Consider the following 19,070-nt stretch of genomic DNA (forward strand, 5'->3'; position numbering starts at 1 on the left):
ATGACCGAACTAGACCAATACATCTTGCAAATTGACCACCTTGTGCAACAGCTTAGCCCCGCGCAAAGCCTCAACTTGATGCGCAAGATTGGCAGCAAGATTCGGCAAAGCAACAAGCAGCGCATCAAAGCCAACACCGAACCTGACGGCAACGCCTTTACCCCCAGCAAAGCGCACGCCAACGGCAGAAAAACCCGCCGCATCGGCGTGGAACAAACCTTTTTGTACAAAGGCACGCTGCACCGCTATCGCACCCTGCACGACTACGGCAATTACTACATCGGCTACGACTACCACACCCACGCCACTTTCCAAGCCCATAAAGACAAAATCCATCTGCCCACGGGCGACGGGCGGCGGCGACAAATGTTTCGCAAAATCCACCAATACAAATTTCTCAAACTCAAAGCGCAAAGCCATGAAGCGGCGATTGGCTTTTTGAGCGGTTTAACAGGCTACATCGCCGCCGCCCACCAATACGGCGCAGAAACCCGCCCCGAGCGCACGCTGCTGGGTTTTTCCGAAAGCGATTTGCAGCTTATCCAGCACCTCATCAAAGAACATTTGAACCCAAGCCATTAAGGCAGCCTGAAAATACCTAGAACACCCCCTTAACCCAGCCCGCGCAAGCCATTGCTTCGCACCTCGCGCATAATCCCAGCAACCCTTTTTAATACAGAGATGCCATGAACACGCCCACCACCGCCAGCCACAACCGCTTGATTGCGAACTTGCTGAAACAAGGCAACATCGCCCAAGCCGATGCCGCGCGGGGGGTGGTGCGCGTGCAACATGGCGACTTGCTGACCGACTGGCTGCCCTATTTTGTGCCGTTTGCGGGCGGCGTTTCCGTGCATCGTGTGCCAAGCGTGGGCGAAAACTGCCTTGTGCTTGCGCCCAGCGGCGAAATCGCCAACGGCTTAGTGTTGTGCGGGCTGGCTTCCAACCAGCATCCGCAGCCCGGCACGTCGCCCGATGAAACCGTTATCCGCTTCCCCGACAACGCGCAGTTCAGATACAACCACAGCTCAGGCAGCCTGAAAATCAGCGGCACAAAAACCATTGCAATCGAAGCCAGCGAAAGCATCACATTTGACACGCCCAAAGCCACGTTCACAGGCGAAGTGATTGTGCAAAACCTGCTCACCTTCCTTGCAGGCATGGCGGGCAGCAACAGCAAAGGCGGTGCGGCTGCCAACATAACAGGCGATGTGAACCACACCCAAGGCAATCTGACCAGCAACGGCATCACGCTGCACACGCACACCCACAAAGGCGACAGCGGCGGCACAACGGGAAGCCCGCAATGATGAACGAGCGCAACGGACGGCACATCAGCCTGATTGACCATGTGCACCAATCCATCCGCAATATTTTGTTTACCCGCATCGGCACGCGCGTGGAGCGCGAGGAATACGGCAGCCTGCTGCCCGAGCTTTTGGACATGCCGCTCAACGACATCACGCTGTTGCGCTGCAATGCCGCCGTTGTCCTTGCCATCGCACGCTGGGAGCCGCGTTATCAGATAGAGCACGCGCAAACCCAAGTTGTCCCGCAAAACGGCAGCCTTGCCGTGCAAATCCAGCTTTCAGGCAGCCTGAATGGCAATTTGCAAAACTACATCATTGAAGCCTAAGCCATGCAGCAAGAAATTGATTTAAGCCAACTGCCCGCGCCGCAAGCGATAGAAGAGATTAGCTTTGAAAGCATTTTTGAGCGTGAAAAGCAAAAGCTGATTGCGCTTTGCCCCGAGCATATCCGCACCGCCATCGCCGCCACGCTGGAACTGGAAAGCGAGCCGCTGACCATTGATTTGCAGCAACGCGCCTATGCCGAAATGCTGCTGCGCACGCGCATCAACGAAGCCGCACGCGCCACGTTCCTCGCTTTTGCCACAGGCAGCGATTTAGACCACATCGCCGCATCGCGCGGGTTAAGCAGAAAAATCATCCAAACCGCCGATGAGCAAGCCAGCCCGCCCATCCCCGAAATCAAAGAAAGCGACACGGCATTGCGCAAACGTGTGCAAATGCACCCTGAAAAATTTGCGGCGGCTGGCCCGCGAGCTGCCTACAAAGCGCACGCGCTGGATATAGATGGCGTTGCCGATGCCAACCCTATCCGCCCCAAAGCAGGCACGGTGCGCGTGTACATCAAAGCCCATGCGGATAACGGCATCGCCGATGCTAGCCTGCTCGCCCGCGTGAAAGAGTATCTCTCCGCAGAGGAGCGCCGCCCCTTGTGCGACACGGTGGAAGTGGAATCAGGCAGCCTGAAAAACATCACCATCCGCTACCAAACGCGCTATCAAAGCCAGCTTGGCAAAGAAGTGGTGCAAAGCGAGCAGCAAAAAGCCCTTGATGTTTTGTTTAGCGAACACGCCCATTTGGGCGCGCATATTGCCCTATCCAAAATCATCGGTGCGCTGGATGTGGCGGGCGCGGAAAAAGTGATTTTGCACGAGCCTGCCGCCGACATTGAATGCGGCGCGGGCGAATTTATCCATATCAACGCCATACAAAGCAGCGAACTGGTTTAGCCATGCAAAGCATTCTGCCCAGCAACAACAGCCCCCTGATGCACGCGCTCGCCCAGTTGAGCGAGCAGCAAATTGCCGCGCTGGATTGGCGCGTGATTTTGCTCAACCGCGAAGCGGCTACCTGCCAAACCCATTTTTTGCCGTATCTGGCTTGGGAAAACAGCATTGCCGACGCGGAGGGCTGGGGCTTTGCCGAAACCGAATCCGCGCAACGCAACCTAATCCAAAACTATGTTGCCAAACATCAACACAAAGGCACGCCCGCCATGATTCGCCAGCTATTCCGCGATTTGCAACTGGGCGAAATAGACATCTTGGAGCGCGTGCACAACCTGACCTTTGACGGCAGCGCCACTTTTGACGGCAACTTCTTTTTTGGCGGCGGCAGCGATGACTGGGCGAAATATGCCATTGTGTTAAAGCGCGTGGTTTCCATTGCGCAAGCCGAAATCATCAAACAGTTTCTGGCTGAAATCACGCCGCTGCGCTGCGAGCTGGTTTATCTGGACTACCGCAGCAACCCGCTTTACTGGAACGCCGAAATTGCTTTTGACGGAACTCATACCTTTGGAGCCATCACATCATGACCGATACAGCCATTCAAGAAAACCCACAATGGGAAGCCATCGTCCGCCAAGTAGATACGGGCGACCGCGTGCTCGGTGGAGCGGACGGCGCGGTAAACATTGCCTACCGCCAGCTTGCCAACCGCACGAGCTACCTGAAACAGCAAATTACCGAGCTGAATGCAGCGTTGCCCGGCAATGCCACTGCCAAAACAGCGGGGCTGGTCAAGCTCATCAACACGCTCAACAGCACCGTCACCGATGCCGCACTCACCGCAGCGCAGGGCAAAGCCTTGAACGATGCGATTACAAAATTGAACGAGCTACTGACGGGTTACTCGTCATACAGCCTACTTCCAACCGGAGCAGTTTTTTTCTATTTAGGAGAAACCGCACCATCAGGTTCGTTAAAAATGAATGGTGCGGCAATTTCACGCACACTTTATGCGAATTTATTTGCGTTAATTGGCACGCGATATGGTGCAGGCGATGGGCATTCTACATATAACCTGCCTGACGCACGCGGGGAATTCCCGCGCTTTTGGGATGACGGACGCGGGGTGGATGTGGGGCGCGGTTTGGGGACTTGGCAGGGCGATGCCATTCGCAACATCACCGCGCAGATGTACCTGTACGGCCAAGATGGCTCAAGCAGCCAGGGCGCGTTCGGCTTCCGCAAGCAGGGCGAGCGCGGGCTGGTATGGTCGCGCAACGACAACAATGCGGGTGTGGTGATGGATTTTTGGCTGGACGCGTCCAAAGTCGTCCCCACCGCTCACGAAAACCGCCCGCGCAATATCGCGCTGCTGGCATGTATAAAATATTAACGAAGGGACAAAACGATGAGCGATTTACCCCAAACCAAACCTGTATGCCAATTGGATGCAGATGGCTTTTACCTGCATCAAACCGTTGCCGATGCCGACCCCATGCAGCCTGAAAACTGGTTAATCCCAGCAGGCTGTGTGGACGCTGAACCACCCGAAAGTAAACAGGGCTTTGTTGCCCAATGGCAGCCCCAAAGCCAAACATGGGCATACCTGCCCGACTATCGCGGGCAAACGGTTTACCGCACCGACAATGGGCAGCCTGAAACCGTGCAAACCGTGGGCGAGCTGCCCGCTCATTTGACCGCTGCTGCACCGCCATCCGAACTGCACGAATGGAGCGCAGAAAAACAAACATGGCAGCTTAACCGCACCAAGCAAAAAGCCGCCGAGCAAGCGCAGTTTCAGGCTGCCCAAGCAGCAAAACTGGCGGAACTTGCCACCGCCGCGCAGGCATTTGTGGATAAACACGCGAAAACGGATATTGTGCCTGCCTTTGAGCAGGAAACTTGGGCGATGCAGGGCGCGGAGGCGCGAGCATGGGCGGAGGACGACAACGCGCCGACACCGGTGTTGGACGGCATCGCCAAGCATCGCGGCATTGACCGCATCGTGCTGATTCGCGCCGCGCTGCGCAAAACGCAGCAGTACGAGATGCTGGCAGCGTGCGTGGCGGGGCAGCGGCAGGCGTTGCAGGTGCAGATTGAGCGCGCCAAAACGCAGGATGATTTGGCGGCGGTTGAGATTGCGTTCAGGCTGCCTGAAACGGAGGGCTAGACCATGACGCAGGTTTATTTGGCTTTATACAAAGGGCGCAAACGCGGCAAGTCGCCGCGCGAGCTGTGGCAACGCTTGACGGATTGGGCGGTGCGCACCGCCACGGGCGGGCAGTACAGCCATTGCGAGATTGCGGTTAAGCATGGCTTTGCCGAGGATTACCACTGCTATTCCGCCAGCCTACGAGACGGCGGCGTGCGTGCCAAAACCATGCCGCTGCCCGCCGACAAGTGGGATTTAATCCCTATCCGCGATGCGGAGGCGCACGACAAGGTTTGGGCGCTGTATCAAGCCACGAGTGGGGCGAGATATGACTACATCGGCGCGTTGGGCGTGGTGTTGCCTGTGCGGCAGGTTGAGCAGAGATGGTTTTGCTCGGAGTGGTGCGCCCGTGCGTTGGGGCTAGGGCAGCCTGAAAAGTATAGCCCGAGCCGTTTGGCGCGACGCGTTGCAGGCAGCATTTTGAACGTGGCGGAATACGCCGGGGAGGAGTCGCCAAAAAAATAGCAAAAAACATATAAAAATCCCCCGTTAAAACAACGGGGGAATGCTGAAAAGTACGGCAGAGACGAAGGCATGCTGTAACACGCCTCCGCCCCCTTGCCAAAGCAGAGGTGTCCTGCATCAGCCGCCGTAGCCCTCGAGGGCGGGCGGATTGTAAACCAAAACAGGAGTATCTGCACCATGACAACACACACATCTACATCACAATCCACCGAACTGCGCTGTCAGTCCTGCAACCGCAAGCTAGGCGAAATCGCGGGCACATACCGCCTTGCGGTCAAATGCCCGCGCTGCAAGCAATTCAACCACTTTCAGGCAGCCTGAAAATCCCTTTTCTTTTTTGAGCATCCATAGCATGCCTTTCGCTGAGCGCCCCGAGCGTCTGTATTTGAAAGGACACTATGGATGCTCAATCTCTATCTCAACCCAAACAAACCTACCGCAAAGCTCCTTTGCCGTTTGTTGGGCAAAAGCGCAATTTTTTAAAACACCTTATCCCTGTCTTGCAGCAAAATATCCCAAATGATGGCGCAGGATGGACAATTGTGGATGTATTCGGCGGCAGCGGCTTGCTAGCGCATACCACCAAACGCACCTTGCCCAAAGCGCGCGTGATTTACAACGACTTTGACGGATACGCCGAGCGCATCAAAAACATCCCCGACACCAACCGCCTGCGCGACAGGCTGGCGGAGGTATTGGACAAGCAGCCGCGCGACAAGGCGTTAAACGCAGATGCCAAAGCCGCCGTGGTCGTTATCATCCGAGGCTTCGGCGGCTACAAAGACCTCAACTGCCTGCGCTCGTGGCTGCTGTACAGCGGCAAAGAGGCGGCAACGCCGGATTGTCTGTATGGGGAGACCCTGTACAACCGCCTGCGCCTCAGCCCCTACCCCGAGGCGGCGGACTATTTGGACGGGCTGGACATTACGAGCCAATCCTTTGAGACCCTGCTGCCCCGATACGCCGGGCAGGACAACACCCTGCTGATACTTGACCCGCCCTATGTCTGCACCCAACAGGGCATGTACGCCAACCAAACCTATTTCGGCATGGTGCCGTTTCTGACGCTGGCGCAGATGGTGCGCCCGCCGTTTGTGTTTTTCAGCAGCACGAGGAGCGAGTTTTTGGATTATCTGGGCTTCCTGCGGCAATACAAGCCGCAGGAATGGGCGAACTGGGCGGGGTTTGGGCAGGTAACGATACGGGGCACGCTGTCCAAAGGCAGTTGCTACGAGGACAATATGGTTTACCGTTTTGAGCGGTAAAAATGCAAAACCGCCGCGCAAAAGTCTTGATGCTAGTGCTTTTGCGCGGCGGTTCTTTTTTAAACAAAATAAATTCACAATAAAATCAATAGCATCATCATCTTTTGCAAAATAAATGCAAAAAGTGCTTGCATAAATATCCCAATGGGATATAATACACACATCGCAGCACAGCGCGATAAACAACCGATTAACTAAATGGCCGCCTGCGGGCGGGTAGGAGACAAAAAATGAAATACGAAATTAGAGATTTTGGCGGTAAAAACCGTTTTGCCATGTTGCCAGTTATCATTAACCGCCCCGAATACTTGTCAGGGTCTGAAAAACAAATAGCTTGGGCTAATGACATCTTGGATTCGGTTGCGGCTTTTTGGGCTGAAGCAAATAACCTTTACGCCCTAAGACTTCCGGAGGGCATGGATATTGCCGATGCCCGGCTCGAATCAGCCCTTGACGGCTGGGCCGCCAAATTCCAAAGCCAATTTGATGCGTTTTTTGCCCATACCGATGCAAAATATTACATCGAGCATCTTAAAGGTTTTAACGGCAACTGGGAAAAAGATAGACTGCAAATTATCATCACAACGCGATAATATTGACGGGGCAGACGAAAAGGCGTAAAGTCTGCCCCGTTGTTTCAGCCGCCGCAAGCGGCTGTGTGTTGAAACTAAAGTAGTTATGTTCGTATTTTCGCCCGCAAGGGCGTGTGTTGAAACTAAAATTTATACGTTAAAACGCCTGATTTTTCGGGCGTTTTTGTTTTTAAGGATAACCCGATGTCAAAAAACCGAACCAGTATTTACGAGCGCCTGCGCAAATCCAAAAACCGCCAAACACGGCTGGACTTTGCCCACGAGTGGGCGGACAAATGGGAGCAGGACTACATTACACTGATTGAGCGGCTCAAACGCGCAGTGGCGGCGCAGGACGAAGAGCGCATTGCCGAGCTGTTCGGCGATTTGGGCGGGCTGAACCGTCCCAAGTTTACCGCGCTGCATAACGTGATTGACGAGCTGGACACCCCGACAAGAGAGCTGGAGGATTGACCGTGGCCGACAAAACCCCACTACAAAAAGCCCGCGCCAAATACGCGGCCAAAAGCACCAACAAGACGGTTTCGTTCAACCGCGACACCGAGCAGGATTTGTTGGACTTCGCCCAATCCCTGCCCAACTTCGGCAGTTGGGTCAAAGAGCAAATTAAAGTTCAATTAAAACAAAGCAATAAATAATTTTGACAAAAAAAGTGCAAAAAGTGCTTGCATAAATATCCCAATGGGATATAATACACACATCGCAGCACAGCGCGATAAACAACTGATTAACCAACTGACCGCCTGCGGGCGGATAGGAGACAAAAATGGAACTGTTCATCAAAGAAACCGGCGCAATCGAAACTTTGGCCATCATCGACCCCAAAACAGGTTGCGATTACATTTTTGATTTTGTGGGCAACACCGGCGCGTTTGACCGCGAGTTTGAAAAAACCGATGAAAACGCTGATTTTGCCATCAGCCAAGCCGATTATGACTGGTGGGCGAAAGTGGTTGCCGACAACCAAGCCCTAGAAAACCGCATTGCCGAACTGGTGGCAGAACACGGATATGACCGTGTAATGGATGTAGTAACAAGCAACAGCAGCGACTTGGAAGACTACGCTGCGGCCGCCAACGCCGCTCTCGATGAAGAGTTTGGCAACTGATTAAGAAACCGCCCGGGAGGGCGGTTTTGTGTTATGGTATCACTGCCTTAATGATTGACATCTATATATAGGTGTCATACGCCAAGCGGTTGCGGCAACGGCGGCAGGCGCCTCCATTTATCAATTTTGAAAGGATAACCTATGCACGTAATTCCTCCTGCGTTTACAGCACAACTGACCCATCTTCAACATTTTGTCTTTACCATCGGCATTATCCTTATCCTTGATGCCGTCATTTATAGGACCTGCCTAGCTGTATGCACCCAAATCTACGGCCGAGCGGAAGCACGGCGGCTCGCCTACGGCACAGGCTGGACATTTGCAATAATCGCCAAACTGATTGCCATTTGGTGGTTCTTCGGTTGATTCCGGTGGCCGCCAAAGATTAAACCCGCCATTAAGGCGGGTTTGGTGTTTTGAAATACTATTGCACATTGTGCAACAAATTTGTAGTGGATTTATCCTGCAAATAGGGTATGATTTTTTGCGACTGGCATCATCGTTCGCGGGCGGCAGAAAAAGTGGAAAGGGTGGGATGCGGAGATTATCGGAGGGCAGCCGCTGCAAATTGATTAAACCAGCTAGATGTCTAGCTGGTTTTTTTATTGTTTGGCAACGGGGCTTTATACATCGGGCGGTTTTTTATGGGCAACAACCTAAACCGCTCCCTTAATCCCTAAAACGCTACCCAAGCGATAAGCAATCCCCAACAATCCTGCTATTGCCAACAGGAGAGAATTTATGACCACAGCCGCCCGCCATCATGGCGTAACCACCAAAGAATTTACCAAAGGCGCACGCGCCATTAGCGATATTGCCAGCAGCATTATCGGCATTGTTGCCACCGCTGATGATGCCGATGACAAACAATTTCCGCTGAACACCCCTGTATTTCACACATCTGCTTATCGCGCCCTTGCCAGCGCAGGAGAAAAAGGCACGCTGGCAAAATCGCTTGATGCCATTTGCGACCAAGCGGATGCGCAGATTATTGTGGTGCGCGTGCCGCATGCTGATGATGCGGAGGAGCAGCGCAACCATATTATCGGCAGCGCAACGGGCGGCGTTTATACGGGCATCAAAGCCTTGCGCCGCGCGCGGGCGGTTACGGGCTACACGCCTAAAATTCTTGGCGTGCCGATGCTGGACAGCCAATCGGTGATTGCCGAGCTGGCAGGCGTGGCGCAGGAGACGCGCGCATTTATCTATGCCAGCGCGGGCAACAACCCCGACATCAGCGCAGTGGCGAATTATCGTAAGAATTTCGGGCAACGCGAAATCATGTTGATTGATAACCAGTTTATCGACGACAAGGGCGAGGATGATGCCACTATTGCCCGCATTTTGGGCGCACGCGCCAAGCTGGACACGCAAATCGGCTGGCATAAAACCATCTCCAATACGGTGATTAACGGCGTGAGCCAGCTCAAACTGCCGCGCAGCTTTGATTTGTTGGACGATAAATGCGATGCCAACACGCTCAACAACGCCGATGTAACCACGCTGATCCGCGAAAACGGCTTTCGCACATGGGGCAACCGCACCTGCTCGGAAGACCCGATGATGGCGTTTGAATCAACGGTGCGCAGCGCGCAAATTATCCAAGAAACCATTGCCAGCTCGTTTTTGTGGGCGATGGACAAACCGATGCATCCGAGCTTGTTGGAAGACATCATTATGGGCATCAACGCCAAGCTGTCGGAATATGTTTACAAAGGAATGCTGCTGGGTGCGCGCGTGTTTGTGGATGCCAACAAAAACCAAGCAACCAATGTGCAGGCTGGGCAATTTACTTTCGGCTACGAATTCACCGCCGTGCCGCCGTTGGAGAACTTGGTATTGGAGCAATATGTTTCCGACACCTTCTTTGTGAACCTGACCAACAAAGTTGTGAGCTTTGCCAACAGCCTGAAAGCCACCACCATCTAACCCAAAGGCAGCCTGAAACTGTTTTCATGACGGCTTTCAGGCTGCCCAAACCCAAAGGACACCCCCATGCAATTACCCCGCCAGCTCAAAGGCTTTACTGCTTTTATCAACGGAGAGGACAAATACGGCATTCTTATTGACATCAGCCGCCCGAAAATCAGCCGCAAGACCGAGGACTACACACCGGGCGGCGTGATGACCGAGCTGACCACCGTGCACGGATTCGACAAGCTGGAAATGGAAATCACCGCCAAAGGCTACGAAGCCGATATGCTCAAATCCATGTCGTCCACCATCGGCGGCACGCTGATTCGCTATCAAGGCGCATTGCAACAAGAGGACGGCGAGAGCTACCAACAGCTTAAAGGCGAAGCGCGCGGACGCATTATTGAAGCCGACCCCGGCAACGACAAGCAAAACGAAGGCGGCGAGCATAAATTCAAAATCGCCCTTGTTTATTGGAAAGAAACGCTGGACGGCGAACCTATCCTTGAATTTGACGTGCTGGGCAACAAAGCCATTTTTGGCGGCAAAGACGAGCGCACGGGCTTGCGCCGAGCATTGGGCTTATAAGCCTGAGGCAGCCTGAAAGCCGCCCCCCTACCCTATTCTTTTACCTAACAGGAAAACCCTATGACCCAAAGTATTCAAATCCAAGCCAACGGCAATCTGACGGTTACGCTATCCAACGGCGCGCAATATCAGCTGCGCGAGCCTTATGCCAAAGACCTAGACGGATTGAGCCAAGACTTAATCAAAATCAAACACACCGACCAAGTGCAAAAGCTGCTGCAAAAAATCAGCACACCCGCGCTGACCCGTGTGGAATACGGCAAATTGAGCCTTGCCGATGCCGATGTGCTCAATGCCGCGCTAAATTTTTTTTCCGCGCCACCGGCAGCCAAAGCCGAGATGACGGCGGCGCTTGCCGAACTGGGATACCTTGCGGGCTCCGAATCCGCGCCGAGCACTTTGCCCGAATAGTTGCGCGGGCAGAGGATATTTGGGACGAAGCCGCGCGGGACGAGCTGCAATACTACAACGCGATTGATGATTGCCTTGCCCAATGCGCCCTCACCTTTGGCGGCGGCATCGCGCCCTATCGCGAATACACCTTGTCCGAGCTTTTACGCTGGACGCACCGCGCGATTATCGCCAACCAAAGCAGCGAAGCGAGCTAAACCACACAGGCGGATATTTCCGCCTTTTTTAATCAGCAAAACGGAAAAACGCTATGGCAGATAACAACCTTGTTTTACGAATTATTATGAATGCGAGCGACCGCGCCAGCAACGCGATGAACCGCGTGCGGGACGCAGCATCAGGGTTAAGCGGACGGCTGGGCAGGCTGCAACAAGCGTTTGACCGCAGCGCACGCAACCGCAACAACCTGACGCAATACATCAACCAACGCCAAGCCATGCGCCAACTTGATGCGCAAATGCAGAATACGCAACAGCGCATCCAGTCGCTGGCGCAAACGCAACGGCAACAAGGCAGCCTGACCCGCGAACAACAGCGCGAGTGGACGCAGCTCCAACGCAGCATGCGGCAAAGCCAACAAGAATACCAACGCTTGCAACAATCTTCGCACGCCTTGGGCAATGAATTGCGCACACAAGGCATCAGCACAACGCGCCTGCGCGAATCGCAAGCGCGCCTGAACCGTGAGCATGATGAAGCGGCACACGCATTGGAGCGCGAACGCGCCGCATTGAACCGACTTGACCGCGCCCGTGAACGCAGCCAGCGCATGAGCCAAGCAGGCAGGCGCGCCCTTGCCACTTCCGCCGCATCCAGTTTAGCTGCTGCGGGCATCGGGCGCACGCTGATGGTGCCGTTAAAAGCCTATGCCGAAACCGAAGCCGCCAGCACCGATTTGCGCATGGCAATGATGGATAAAACGGGGCAGGTGTCGGCGCAGTATCAGGCGGTAAACGAATTGGCGACGCGCTTGGGCGACAAGCTGCCCGGTACGACCGCCGATTTTAAAAACCTGATGACCATGCTGATGCGGCAAGGCGTTTCGGCGGAGACGGTGCTCGGTGGCACAGGCGAAGCAGCTGCCTTGCTGGCGGTACAGTTGAAAAAAACGCCCGAAGCGGCGGCGGAAATGGCTGCCAAGCTGCAAGATGCCACCCGCTCCACAGAAACAGAAATGCTGGGCTTAATGGACAGCGTGCAGCGGCTGTTTTATGCGGGCGTGGATGACAACAATATTTTGGGCGCATTCTCCAAGCTCTCGCCCGCGCTGGATGTAACCCGCCTGAAAGGCGAAGCGGCGATTAAAACGTTTAGCCCTTTGATTGGGATGCTAGACCAAGCGGGGCTGAGCGGCGAGAGCGCGGGCAATGCTTTGCGCAAAGTATTCACGCTGGCAATGGATAGCAAAAAAATAGCCAAAGTAACCAAAGGCACGGGCATCAGCTTGGATTTCACCAATGGCAAGGGTGAGTTTGGCGGTATTGAAAAGATGTACACCGAGCTTGCCAAGTTGCAAAAGCTCAACACCGAGCAGCGGCTGAAAGTGCTGAAAGGTATTTTTGGCGACGACGCGGAAACGCTGCAAGCCTTGAACACCATGATAAGCAAGGGGCAAGAGGGCTATAACGAATTTGCTGCCAAAATGGAAGCACAAGCCAGCTTAAACCAGCGCGTGAACGAGCAGCTGGGCACGCTGAGCAATTTGTGGGACGCGGCAACGGGGACGTTTACCAACTTTCTTGCCAGCATGGGCGAGGCGATTGCGCCCGAGCTGAAAAGCGTGGTGACATGGATTGGCGAAGTGAACGAAAAACTCAGCGCTTGGGCGGCGAAAAACCCGAAAACGGCGAATACGATTATGAAAGTTGCGGCGGCGGCAGGCATTGTTGCAGTGGCGATTGCGGGGGTTTCTTTGGTGGTGGCGGGGGTTATGTTGCCGCTGGCCGCTATGCAGACGAGCTGGGCGATGGCGTTTAACCTGCTGAGCCGTGGCTCGTTTGTGCTGCCCATGATTACGCGTTTGTTGGGCGGATTGGGCACGGCGCTGCTGACGTTTGGGCGCGCGGCTTTAACGTTTATGGTGAGCAATCCTTTTGGCTGGGCATTGATTGCGGTCGGCTTGATTGTTGCGCTGTGGATGCATTGGGACAGAGTGAAAGCGGGCATTGCTGCGGGATGGAACTGGTTGCGCGGTGTGTTGCGCGATAACCCATTTATTGGCGCGCTTATGGGTCCGATTGGTTTAATCCTATCCATGATTGCCAACTGGGATAGGCTGAAAGCGGGCATTGCTGCGGGCTGGGAATGGCTGAAAGGCGTGTTGCGCGACAATCCGTTTATTGCGGCATTAAGCGCGCCGATTGCGCTGATTAACACGTTGGGCGCGAAATTTGATTATTTGATTGGCAAAATCCAGCAAGCCAAGGCAGCGATTCAAAATTTTGATATGGGCAAGGCGGCGAGCAACACTTGGGGCAAGGTAAAAAGCGCGGTGGGGTTTTCGCGCGGGGGCTACACGGGGCATGGCGGCGTGAACGATGTGGCGGGCGTGGTACACAAGGGCGAAGTGGTGTTTAACCAAGCGGATGTGGCGCGGTTTGGCGGCTGGCGCGCATTGGAGCGGCTGCGCAAAACAGGTTTGGCAGGCGCGGCATTGCAGAAGGCGAACCGCTATTTTTCGGGCAACAGCAGCCCCGCGCCAGCCTTGCGCTCATCTGTCGCCGGCAACAACAGGCAGCCTGAAAACAATCTGACACAATCCATTACCATCAACATTCAGGCTGCGGCGCAGCAAAGCGCGCAGGATATTGCGGCTGCGGTGCGCCGCGAATTGGAGCGCATCGGCAGCATGGCGCAGCGCCGACGCAACAGCAGCTTGCTGGATGCGGATTAACTGCCATAAGGCAGCCTGAAAACACGCAAACAAAGGAAAAAAACATGGTTATTCTCGCCGCTTTGGGGATGTTTGTATTTACCACCTACACCATCCCTTTTCAGAGCTTAGACCGCAACCAATCTTGGAAGCATCCGCATGGGGCGATTGTGGGCAAGGATTTTGCGCCATCGCAGTATGTGGGCAAAGAGCCTGACGAAATGACGCTGAAATGCGAGCTGCGCCCCGAGATTACGGGCGGCGATTTCAGCATTGAATGGCTGCGCAAAATGGCGGACACGGGGCAGGCTTACCCGCTGATTTTGGGCACGGGCAAGCTGATGGGCAGCTTTGTGATTACAAGCATTAGCGAAAACCGCAGCGAGCTGATGTATGACAGCAAGGCGCGCAGCATCAGTTTTAGCATGACGCTGAAAAAAGTTGCCGAACACAGCTTTGGGCTGAAAGGCGAAGCATTGGGCTTGGCTGTGGGCTTGGTGCGCATGCTGAGCGGGGTGTGATATGGATTTGAAACAGCGGCTCATCCAAACATGGAAAACCTTTGGCGCGGCGAACACCCACGGCAAGCATTTGACCCCGCAAGCCAAGCTGACGCTGAACGGGCAAGTGTTTGGCACGCAAACGATGTCGCGCCTGATTAGCCTGAGCCTGATTGATAAACGCGGCTTTGAAGCGGACGAGCTAACCATTGAGCTGAACGATTATGATGGCGCGCTGGCGATTCCCGAAGCGGGCAGCAAAATTACGCTAGAACTGGGCTATGCGGAAACGGGGCTGATTGACAAAGGCGAATACACGCTGACCGAATGCACCTGCCAAGGCGGCCCCGACACGCTGAGCCTGACCGCGCGGGCGGCGGATATTGCCGACACGCTGATGGAGCAGAAAGAAAAAAGCTGGCACAAAACCACGCTGTATGCGATTGCCCACGCGATTGCGCTGGCAAACAAATATGAGCCTGCGATTGCGGCACAATACAAAAACATCAAGATTGAGCATATTGACCAGACGCAGGAGAGCGACGCGAGCTTTTTAACGCGCTTGGCGGAACAGCATGATGCGATTGCGACGGTGAAGCAGGGCAAGCTGATTTTTGCGCCGATGGGCGAGAGCCTGACCACCAGCGGCATTAAGATACCGACCTTGCGCATTACGCGGCAGCTGGGCGACCAGCACCGCTTTGGCTACAACGCAGCAAATGCTTATACAGCGGTTCGAGCGTATTACACGGACAAAAAAACAGGCAAACGCATGGAAGTGGTGATCGACAAAACGAATTTGAAGCCTGAAAAGCGCACGACCAGCAAGACGCATGTGTATAAACGCCCGCGCAAGGATAAAAAAACGGGCAAGGTGGTGCGCAGCAAAACCACCCACAAGACCACGATGGAGCACCGCAAAATCAACACCGACGGCTTGAAAATTAAAACCCTGCGCCATCTTTATGCCAGCGAAGCAACGGCATGGCACGGTGCGGCGGCGGCGTTTAAAAAGCTGGCGCGCGGTGTGGCGGAATTTAGCCTGACGCTGGCGACGGGGCGACCTGATTTGTTTCCCGAGATACCTGTGGATGTGGTTGGGTTTAAGCCTGAGATTGATAACCAGCAATGGCTTATTGTGGAGCTGAGCCACCAGCTTAGCCAAAGCGGGCTGAGTAGCAGCGTGAAGTTTGAGGCGCGGATTGAGGCGGAGGATGAGCAGGCGGGCGGCAAGGCGGCGGCGAAAAAATAGAGAGTGAAAAAAAAGGCGGCCTGAAATTCAGGCTGCCTTTGTTGTGGCGGCTATAAATTTTTGATTATTTCGCCTGTGTTGATGTCCGTTACTTCTCGGTGGTGGATTTTGCTGAGCGAAAAGGTGCGCATTTGGTGGATGTCCAAATCTATGCCGCGCAGATAAATGCTGTCTATTTTGGTGATTTGGACACGGCGCGATTTGGTGATGCCCTTGTTGTTGGTGTAGGTAAAGGCAACTTGCGTGCCTTTGTGCGCATAGGGGTCGCGCGTGGGCGGTGTTGGGGTGGTGGTTGAGGGGCGGTTGCGTTGTCTTTTGATTTTTTTGCGCTGGGCTGGCGATAGGGGCGGCGGGGTGGTAGGAAAGCGAGGGGGTGTGATGGATTCCGCTTGGCGATGCGGGGCACCGAGGCGGCGCAGGCGCTCAATTTCTGATTGGGTGTGGGATTGCTGGGTATGGTTGCGCAAACGAGGGGAATCGGGGGCTTGATAGCCGAACCAAGTTAGCCAAGCTCCAAAGCTCAATAGGCTTAGGATGATGCTGGCAATCGCGCCTAGCCAGCCTGCGTTGAATAAATCAACCAACAAAAAACCCGCGACAAATGCCAATAACCAGCCTAGCGTGAGCGTCCAAATGAGATGCCGTTTACTTTTTTTGGCAAAGAATACAGACAATGCCACAACCGAGATGACGGTGTAGAGCAGGACAAAAATAACGGCTAAATCAGAATATTGTTGAGGTTGGGCAGCTGTATCCATGATGACCGTGCAATATAAAGGCAGCCTGAAAACAAACGGGCTGCCGAAAATTTATCTAGGCGACGCGTGCGATTTTGGAATGGCATTCGCCGATGATGGCGAAATCGCTGTCCTCTTTGGGGTTAAGCGTTTCGGATTCGTAAATGGGGTTGTCGCTGCTGATTTTCAGGCTGCCATTGATCAGGGTTTGCAGGCGTTTGACGCGCAAAAGGCTGCCGATGCGCACCACAAACACGCCATCGCCGACTTGGCGGGCGGTATTTACGAGAATGACATCGCCGTTGTTTAGCGTGGGCTCCATGCTGTCGCCACGCACTTTGACACAGGATAGGTTTTTACTGTGGAGATTTTTTTGATTGAGCCAAACGCGAGAGAAAGGGATGTATTGCTCAATTTCTTCGCCCCAAACATCCTCGCCGCCGCCTGCGCTGGCGTAAACATCATACAACGGCACCCATACAGCGTCTTGGTCGTCGTAATCTTGCACGGCACTCTGCGGCTGATGCTGAGGTTTGGGGTCGCCTTTGCCGAGTATCAACCAGTCTAGGGAAACGCCTGTTTGCTCGGCAATCTTAATGCACTGTTCCAACGGAACAGTCTCTCTGCGTCTATATCCTGAAATAACAGACGTTGCAAAGCCTAGCCATCGTGCTAAATCTGAATCAGATTTAGCACCGATTGCTATTTTTGCGCGGTCAATGCTATTTTCAGACATAAAAAAATCCAATAAAAACAAAACAATTACTCTTTGGATAGTACAATTTACTATCCAAAGGGTTGCGGTGCTATCTTAAAGACTGTAATATTCACTCCGTCAAAACAAATATTACTTTATTTAACGCTAACTAACTTAAAGAGAGGTGCTTAATATGGCAGAAAACTCGTTGCCTTATGTGCGCAACGAATCACTTTTACAAACACTCCGCCTAATCCATGCCTTAGGCAAGGGGCTTACTTTGCCGCAGTTGATTGCAAAAGGGCAATCGCATCATCGGCATCGGCAAGGGTGAGTGTGAGTAAGTTATGGGTTTGCATATCGCCTTTGGCTAATGCTTTCTCGGCAATGGCTAGCAGATAACCACGATAGGCTGATAAGCCGTCGGGGTATTTATTTAGCACGGCGAGGGCGGCAGAGAGCGCAATATTGTTTACTTGGTTGTTGAGGATTAAGTCATCAATATTTTGGGGCATGGCAAATGCAATTTAACGAATATTACAAGGCAGGAATATTACACATGGCTAGTGAAAAAAGCAAGGGCACGACTTATTGCAAGGCGCGTCGGGATAAAAGGTTGGAGCATTCTTATTTGGCGCAGGTTTGGATTCCGCGCGCGGATATGGATTTGGTGCGCGAGGCGGTGAAGCTGGATGGGGCGACGGTGTGCGGGTTTATTCGGGATGCGGCGGTGAATAAAGCGCGTGAGCGGCTTGGGTTGGCATCTTAATGATTGTTGTGGATTTGGAAAACCAAGATAGGAGCGGATTTGTTATGAACGGGAATGTGATTAACCATGCTTTGCGGGAAATGGCGAAGTCGCCTAACGGGGGCTATGCGACGAGTGCGGCGATGTTGGGGCTTTCGCTGGCGGCTTTGGAGAACCGGTTATATGAGGTTAAGGGGCAGCAGATGAGCATTGAGCAGGCAATGCTGCTGCAAAAGATGACGGAGCGTTGCGATTTTGCCGAAGCGGTGGCGATGCAGTCGGGCGGGGTGTTTGTGCCGCTGCCTGAATTGGATGCGGCGGCTTTGGCAGGGGAGGATATTTTGCTGTGCTTTGCGCGGGCGGTGGAGAAATTGGGGACGTTGTCGCAGCAATGGCAGGCGGTTACGGATGACGGGCGGGTGTCGCGCGAGGAGAACGCGGCGATTTTTCGGGCGGCTTATGCTTCGGTGCGCGAGGTGTTGGGCATTGCGGTTTTGACGGAACGTGTGTTTGGAGATTTTGCCGATGGCTTTGAAAAATCGGAATAAGGGGACGGCGGGAAATTTTCGGGCGGTTGTGGTGTGCCCGAATTGTGGGACGCGGTGTTTGATTGAGAGCAGCCATAGCATCAGCCCGCGAACGCGGGAATTTCGGGTGCAGTGCCAGAACATGCGCTGCGGCTGGACGGGGGTGGCGACGATGGAGATTATTCGGACGCTGTCGCCGCCGCCACGCCATAACACGTTGAATACTTTGCCGCCAGAGGTGGAGGCTGAGTATTTTGAGCGGGCGGAATCGGATGAGCGGTTGTTTTAGTTTTGTTTTTGGAGGTATGTGATGCGGTTTTTGGCTTTGTTGGGCATTTTGGGCTGGGTGTTGTGGCTTGGGGGCTGCGGTGAGCGGCGTGAGTTGAATTTGAATAATGAGGCTGACCAGCGGGTGTTTAATTTGGGCAGCAAGTTGGAGGTGGAAACGACGGCGCGGTTTCGGGTGAAGCGGGTTTCGGTGTTTCGGGATGATTTGGCTTACGGGCGGCAGCGCGGGGTGTATGTGATTTATGACTCGGTTACGGGGCGGGAGTTGGTGGGGATTTCAGGGGTGGGGATTGGGGAGCTGGGCAAGCATCAGGATGGCAAGGCGATGCGGCGAGATGAGCGTTGAAGTTTGTT

The 19,070-nt window shown here is 54.1% G+C and carries 27 protein-coding genes; 24 read left to right on the forward strand and 3 right to left on the reverse strand.

The features are described from left to right. From H3L93_RS05925 to H3L93_RS06020, 20 genes are all read left to right on the forward strand, one after another. The gene (locus tag H3L93_RS05925; RefSeq protein ID WP_003795378.1) at nucleotides 1-582 is read left to right on the forward strand and encodes a phage virion morphogenesis family protein; all 582 of its coding nucleotides are present in this window, start codon (nucleotides 1-3) and stop codon (nucleotides 580-582) included. A gap of 104 nt (nucleotides 583-686) precedes the next feature. Next, nucleotides 687-1,310, forward strand: a complete 624-nt coding sequence (locus H3L93_RS05930; protein ID WP_003795377.1) for a phage baseplate assembly protein V — start codon at nucleotides 687-689, stop codon at nucleotides 1,308-1,310. Then, on the forward strand, nucleotides 1,307-1,636 hold the full coding sequence (locus tag H3L93_RS05935; protein ID WP_003795376.1) for a GPW/gp25 family protein: 330 nt from the start codon (nucleotides 1,307-1,309) through the stop codon (nucleotides 1,634-1,636). Before H3L93_RS05930 ends, H3L93_RS05935 begins: the two co-directional genes overlap by 4 nt. A 3-nt stretch (nucleotides 1,637-1,639) precedes the next feature. Next, nucleotides 1,640-2,539, forward strand: a complete 900-nt coding sequence (locus H3L93_RS05940; RefSeq protein WP_003795374.1) for a baseplate assembly protein — start codon at nucleotides 1,640-1,642, stop codon at nucleotides 2,537-2,539. Between the two features lie 2 nt (nucleotides 2,540-2,541). Further along, the gene (locus H3L93_RS05945; protein ID WP_003795372.1) at nucleotides 2,542-3,126 is read left to right on the forward strand and encodes a phage tail protein I; all 585 of its coding nucleotides are present in this window, start codon (nucleotides 2,542-2,544) and stop codon (nucleotides 3,124-3,126) included. After that, nucleotides 3,123-3,932 (forward strand): phage tail protein, encoded by an 810-nt coding sequence (locus H3L93_RS05950; RefSeq protein ID WP_003795370.1) that lies wholly within the window; start codon nucleotides 3,123-3,125, stop codon nucleotides 3,930-3,932. The genes H3L93_RS05945 and H3L93_RS05950 overlap by 4 nt, the downstream gene beginning before the upstream one ends. A 15-nt stretch (nucleotides 3,933-3,947) precedes the next feature. Continuing rightward, the gene (locus H3L93_RS05955) at nucleotides 3,948-4,709 is read left to right on the forward strand and encodes a hypothetical protein (protein WP_003795368.1); all 762 of its coding nucleotides are present in this window, start codon (nucleotides 3,948-3,950) and stop codon (nucleotides 4,707-4,709) included. A 3-nt stretch (nucleotides 4,710-4,712) separates the two neighbouring features. Beyond that, nucleotides 4,713-5,216, forward strand: coding sequence for a hypothetical protein (locus H3L93_RS05960; RefSeq protein ID WP_003795366.1), 504 nt, complete (start codon nucleotides 4,713-4,715; stop codon nucleotides 5,214-5,216). 177 nt (nucleotides 5,217-5,393) lie between these two features. Continuing rightward, a complete protein-coding gene (locus H3L93_RS05965; RefSeq protein ID WP_081446091.1) occupies nucleotides 5,394-5,537 on the forward strand; it encodes a Com family DNA-binding transcriptional regulator in 144 nt (47 codons plus the stop codon). Nucleotides 5,538-5,614: 77 nt separating this feature from the next. Beyond that, nucleotides 5,615-6,481 carry a DNA adenine methylase gene (locus H3L93_RS05970; protein WP_003795365.1) on the forward strand — a complete coding sequence of 289 codons (867 nt, stop codon included), beginning with the start codon at nucleotides 5,615-5,617 and terminating at the stop codon, nucleotides 6,479-6,481. 230 nt (nucleotides 6,482-6,711) lie between these two features. Next, nucleotides 6,712-7,074: a hypothetical protein gene (locus H3L93_RS05975; RefSeq protein ID WP_003795363.1), complete on the forward strand. Its 363-nt coding sequence runs from the start codon at nucleotides 6,712-6,714 to the stop codon at nucleotides 7,072-7,074. Nucleotides 7,075-7,257: 183 nt separating this feature from the next. Further along, a complete protein-coding gene (locus tag H3L93_RS05980; protein ID WP_003795361.1) occupies nucleotides 7,258-7,527 on the forward strand; it encodes a hypothetical protein in 270 nt (89 codons plus the stop codon). 2 nt (nucleotides 7,528-7,529) lie between these two features. After that, on the forward strand, nucleotides 7,530-7,712 hold the full coding sequence (locus tag H3L93_RS05985) for a hypothetical protein (RefSeq protein WP_040558190.1): 183 nt from the start codon (nucleotides 7,530-7,532) through the stop codon (nucleotides 7,710-7,712). 128 nt (nucleotides 7,713-7,840) lie between these two features. Then, entirely contained in the window at nucleotides 7,841-8,182 is a 342-nt protein-coding gene (locus tag H3L93_RS05990; RefSeq protein WP_003795356.1) for a hypothetical protein, read from the forward strand. A gap of 741 nt (nucleotides 8,183-8,923) precedes the next feature. Beyond that, on the forward strand, nucleotides 8,924-10,111 hold the full coding sequence (locus H3L93_RS05995; RefSeq protein ID WP_003795352.1) for a phage tail sheath subtilisin-like domain-containing protein: 1,188 nt from the start codon (nucleotides 8,924-8,926) through the stop codon (nucleotides 10,109-10,111). A gap of 66 nt (nucleotides 10,112-10,177) precedes the next feature. Next, nucleotides 10,178-10,684, forward strand: a complete 507-nt coding sequence (locus H3L93_RS06000) for a phage major tail tube protein (protein ID WP_003795350.1) — start codon at nucleotides 10,178-10,180, stop codon at nucleotides 10,682-10,684. Nucleotides 10,685-10,744: 60 nt separating this feature from the next. Beyond that, nucleotides 10,745-11,095 (forward strand): hypothetical protein, encoded by a 351-nt coding sequence (locus tag H3L93_RS06005; RefSeq protein ID WP_003795348.1) that lies wholly within the window; start codon nucleotides 10,745-10,747, stop codon nucleotides 11,093-11,095. Between the two features lie 250 nt (nucleotides 11,096-11,345). Next, nucleotides 11,346-13,988 (forward strand): phage tail tape measure protein, encoded by a 2,643-nt coding sequence (locus H3L93_RS06010; RefSeq protein ID WP_003795343.1) that lies wholly within the window; start codon nucleotides 11,346-11,348, stop codon nucleotides 13,986-13,988. Between the two features lie 44 nt (nucleotides 13,989-14,032). Then, nucleotides 14,033-14,488, forward strand: a complete 456-nt coding sequence (locus tag H3L93_RS06015) for a phage tail protein (RefSeq protein WP_003795342.1) — start codon at nucleotides 14,033-14,035, stop codon at nucleotides 14,486-14,488. A gap of 1 nt (nucleotide 14,489) precedes the next feature. Then, nucleotides 14,490-15,719: a contractile injection system protein, VgrG/Pvc8 family gene (locus tag H3L93_RS06020; protein WP_003795340.1), complete on the forward strand. Its 1,230-nt coding sequence runs from the start codon at nucleotides 14,490-14,492 to the stop codon at nucleotides 15,717-15,719. A gap of 50 nt (nucleotides 15,720-15,769) precedes the next feature. Here the strand turns inward: H3L93_RS06020 and H3L93_RS06025 are convergent, their stop codons facing one another. The 3 genes from H3L93_RS06025 to H3L93_RS06035 all read right to left on the reverse strand — a co-directional run bounded on the left by H3L93_RS06025 (nucleotide 15,770) and on the right by H3L93_RS06035 (nucleotide 17,668). Further along, nucleotides 15,770-16,477 (reverse strand): hypothetical protein, encoded by a 708-nt coding sequence (locus H3L93_RS06025; RefSeq protein ID WP_003795338.1) that lies wholly within the window; start codon nucleotides 16,475-16,477, stop codon nucleotides 15,770-15,772. 55 nt (nucleotides 16,478-16,532) lie between these two features. Continuing rightward, nucleotides 16,533-17,192 carry a LexA family transcriptional regulator gene (locus tag H3L93_RS06030; RefSeq protein ID WP_040558433.1) on the reverse strand — a complete coding sequence of 220 codons (660 nt, stop codon included), beginning with the start codon at nucleotides 17,190-17,192 and terminating at the stop codon, nucleotides 16,533-16,535. A gap of 236 nt (nucleotides 17,193-17,428) precedes the next feature. Continuing rightward, the gene (locus tag H3L93_RS06035) at nucleotides 17,429-17,668 is read right to left on the reverse strand and encodes a hypothetical protein (protein ID WP_003795335.1); all 240 of its coding nucleotides are present in this window, start codon (nucleotides 17,666-17,668) and stop codon (nucleotides 17,429-17,431) included. Between the two features lie 44 nt (nucleotides 17,669-17,712). Here H3L93_RS06035 and H3L93_RS06040 point away from each other — a divergent pair, with 44 nt between their 5' ends. The 4 genes from H3L93_RS06040 to H3L93_RS06055 are packed head-to-tail and all read left to right on the forward strand — an operon-like array spanning nucleotide 17,713 to nucleotide 19,062. Further along, nucleotides 17,713-17,922 carry a hypothetical protein gene (locus H3L93_RS06040; protein ID WP_155803067.1) on the forward strand — a complete coding sequence of 70 codons (210 nt, stop codon included), beginning with the start codon at nucleotides 17,713-17,715 and terminating at the stop codon, nucleotides 17,920-17,922. Further along, entirely contained in the window at nucleotides 17,922-18,449 is a 528-nt protein-coding gene (locus H3L93_RS06045; protein WP_003795331.1) for a YmfL family putative regulatory protein, read from the forward strand. Before H3L93_RS06040 ends, H3L93_RS06045 begins: the two co-directional genes overlap by 1 nt. Further along, nucleotides 18,427-18,717, forward strand: coding sequence for an ogr/Delta-like zinc finger family protein (locus tag H3L93_RS13490; RefSeq protein WP_081446090.1), 291 nt, complete (start codon nucleotides 18,427-18,429; stop codon nucleotides 18,715-18,717). The genes H3L93_RS06045 and H3L93_RS13490 overlap by 23 nt, the downstream gene beginning before the upstream one ends. Nucleotides 18,718-18,738: 21 nt before the next feature. After that, nucleotides 18,739-19,062, forward strand: coding sequence for a hypothetical protein (locus H3L93_RS06055; RefSeq protein ID WP_003795328.1), 324 nt, complete (start codon nucleotides 18,739-18,741; stop codon nucleotides 19,060-19,062). Nucleotides 19,063-19,070 lie beyond the last annotated feature (8 nt).

Source organism: Kingella oralis, from assembly GCF_014054985.1.
In the GTDB taxonomy this organism is placed as follows: Bacteria; Pseudomonadota; Gammaproteobacteria; order Burkholderiales; family Neisseriaceae; genus Kingella_B; species Kingella_B oralis.